This is a genomic window from Acidithiobacillus sp., from assembly GCF_023255755.1.
In the GTDB taxonomy this organism is placed as follows: domain Bacteria; phylum Pseudomonadota; class Gammaproteobacteria; order Acidithiobacillales; family Acidithiobacillaceae; genus Acidithiobacillus.
This window is the reverse complement of sequence record NZ_JAGDVS010000013.1, coordinates 1-2,548: the sequence shown is the minus strand read 5'-3', so window position 1 is coordinate 2,548 and position 2,548 is coordinate 1. Positions and strand designations below refer to the sequence as shown.

The following is a 2,548-nucleotide window of genomic DNA, read 5'->3' as shown; positions in this document are numbered from 1 at the left end:
CACCCGGCCGCCCTTCCTCGGTGGCAACCCCATTGCGCCCGGTGCCGAGGGCGGCTGGGAGCCTCTGGGACCCAGCGCCCTACCCTTCAGCCACAGCCACACTCCGCCCCACGCCATGGACGCTCAGGACCTAGAGAAAGTGCGCAAGGACTTTGTGGCCGCGGCCCGGCGCGCGCTGACGGCGGGATTCGAGGTCCTGGAACTGCACATGGCCCACGGCTATCTGCTGCACAGCTTTCTTTCTCCCATCAGCAACCAGCGGACCGACAACTACGGCGGCAGCCTGGAAAACCGCATGCGCCTGTCGCTGGAAATCGCAGCTGCCGTGCGCGCGGTCTGGCCCGAAGATCTGCCCCTCTGGGTAAGAATTTCCGCCACCGACTGGGTACCCGGTGGCTGGGACCTGGAGCAGTCTGTCGTCCTCTCAAAAGCACTGAAGGACCGTGGTGTTGACGTCATCGACTGCAGCAGCGGTGGCATGACGCCGGATGCGATCATTCCCGCCGGTCCCGGCTTCCAGACGCCCTTCGCCAGCGCTATCCGGCAGAAGGTGGGCATACCCACCGTCGCCGTCGGCCTCATCACCGAGGCCATACAGGCGGAACACATCCTTGTTACCGAGCAGGCTGATGCCGTGGCTTTGGCGCGTGAACTGCTGCGCAATCCCTACTGGCCCCTGCATGCAGCACAGGAACTGGGCGTAGACCTCACCTGGCCCGTACAGTACGATCGCGCCAAGCCACACCCCTAATACCTTTTTTATATCAGGGTGGTGAACCCCTTCCTTTGGCACGCACCTGGGCGGGAACACACCTGTTCTGGTTTTTCCATACAGATGTGCCTCATATTTTCTGCCGATCCGGAGCCGTGCCCATGACCAGAAAACCGCAGGGACCGGTAGCACTTTTGCCCCTCGCCGCCCTTGCGTTGCTCTCCCTGATCTGGGGTTATAACTGGGTGGTCATGAAAGTCGCCATTGCAGATTGCCCGCCCCTGTTGTTCGCCGCCTTGCGGGTCTGGGTGAGTGTACTTGTGCTCATCCCACTGGTGCTGTGGATGAAGCGACCACTGGCCATGCCCTCTGCGCGTTACATCATTCCTTTTGGCTTGCTGCAGACCACCGGCTTCGTCGGTCTTGCTCTGTGGGCGCTGGAATATGGTGGGGCGGGCAAAACAGCGATCCTCGTCTACATGATGCCTATCTGGCTTATTGTCTTCGCCTGGCCTGTTCTGGGCGAACGCCTGCATGGCCTGCAGTGGCCCGCTCTGGCTTTGGCTTTGCTCGGTATGGTAGCCATCCTTCGTCCCTGGAACTTTAGCGGAAATTGGATAGGCAGCCTGCTTGCCCTGCTCTCAGGGATTCTGTGGGCCGCATCTGCCCTCTGGCAAAAACGCTATGCGCCACCGGGCCTGGATCTCTTCAACGGCACCCTTTGGCAGACCGTCTTTGGCGGGTTTGGTCTCGTCCTGCTCGCCCTATTGATCGACCCGCTGGAGGTCCACTGGACGCCACTGTTTGTCGGCGCTCTGCTCTATAATGCTATCCCCGGCACCGCCATCGCCTATTTTCTCTGGGCGTATGCTTTGCAGAAACTCCCATCGGGCATTGCCGGTATGGGCACCCTGGCGGTACCACTGATCGGCGTGATTGCGGCCTGGCTGCAATTGGGCGAGCGCCCCGGCGACTGGGAAGGCATCGGCATGGCAGGTATTTTCATCGCCCTGGTGCTGGTGAGCTGGCAGCACCTGCGCCCCCGCAACCGCGAAGACGTTATACTGCCAACCGGTCAGGAGTAACCCGCTTCAGATGGAATTCGACATCGGCTCCGCCAGCAGTTTCTGCAATTGCGCCAGTGTCGCCCGCCGCAAGGGCTTACCATCCACAGGTGATGCGGGACTGCGCCGATCCTCGTCCAGATCAAAAAGGATCAGACGTAAGTCTGCACCAGCATAATTCAACTTTAAGGAAGGATAGTCGCGGGCCGGCGCATCCCCATAATGGAGTCGCTGCCAGACTTCTTCATAAACGACCCGCTGATCCATCAGAAAAAAGATCACGCTCTCCGGCGTATCGGCAAAAAGATGGAGCGTGATGGCCACGTGGCGCGTCGCGGTTCCGCTCAATACCGGTCCGGTCAAGCGCGGCTGAAACTCCGCGAGCCAGTGCATAGCTTGCACTGCCTGTTCGCGGAGCTGACGCAACTCCGCACTATGCGCCTCACCATGAAAAAGCTGCAGGCGTGACTGGAGCTCTTCTTCGATCTCCGCATTACTCGGCCAGCCCTGCTGGGCGTCGCCGCCAGCGCCCAGGCGTCGCGCCGCCTTTTCCTTGGCCACCCGAAAGTCCGCCACGCCCTCATCAGCCATGATTCGCGCCGACTCCACTGCCAACAAACGCCGCAAACGGGATTGTTGCTGTAACTTGGCCATCTTTGCACCCCGGTCATTGTCCACAAACGGCATTCCGCATAAGATAGCGCGAATGCGAGAGTGGCGGAATTGGTAGACGCACTGGATTTAGGTTCCAGCGGTTACGGCCGTGGGGGTT

The 2,548-nt window shown here is 60.6% G+C and carries 3 protein-coding genes; 2 read left to right on the top strand and 1 reads right to left on the bottom strand.

Features of this window, described 5'->3' with window-relative positions; all coding sequences use genetic code 11:
- On the top strand, positions 1 to 751 hold a 751-nt coding region (locus Q0C48_RS01170; protein WP_291520752.1), incomplete at its 5' end, for an oxidoreductase.
- Positions 752 to 873: 122 nt separating this feature from the next.
- Positions 874 to 1,797, top strand: coding sequence for an EamA family transporter (locus Q0C48_RS01165; RefSeq protein WP_291520750.1), 924 nt, complete (start codon positions 874 to 876; stop codon positions 1,795 to 1,797).
- 6 nt (positions 1,798 to 1,803) lie between these two features.
- Here the strand turns inward: Q0C48_RS01165 and Q0C48_RS01160 are convergent, their stop codons facing one another.
- Positions 1,804 to 2,430 carry a nucleotidyltransferase gene (locus Q0C48_RS01160; protein WP_291520749.1) on the bottom strand — a complete coding sequence of 209 codons (627 nt, stop codon included), beginning with the start codon at positions 2,428 to 2,430 and terminating at the stop codon, positions 1,804 to 1,806.
- Positions 2,431 to 2,548: the final 118 nt, after the last annotated feature.

What these genes read in the sequence shown, in the direction of transcription:
- Q0C48_RS01165 (WP_291520750.1), top strand. Translation starts at nt 874, where the DNA reads ATGACCAGAAAACCGCAGGGACCGGTAGCACTTTTGCCCCTCGCCGCC.
- Q0C48_RS01160 (WP_291520749.1), bottom strand. Translation starts at nt 2,430, where the DNA reads ATGGCCAAGTTACAGCAACAATCCCGTTTGCGGCGTTTGTTGGCAGTG.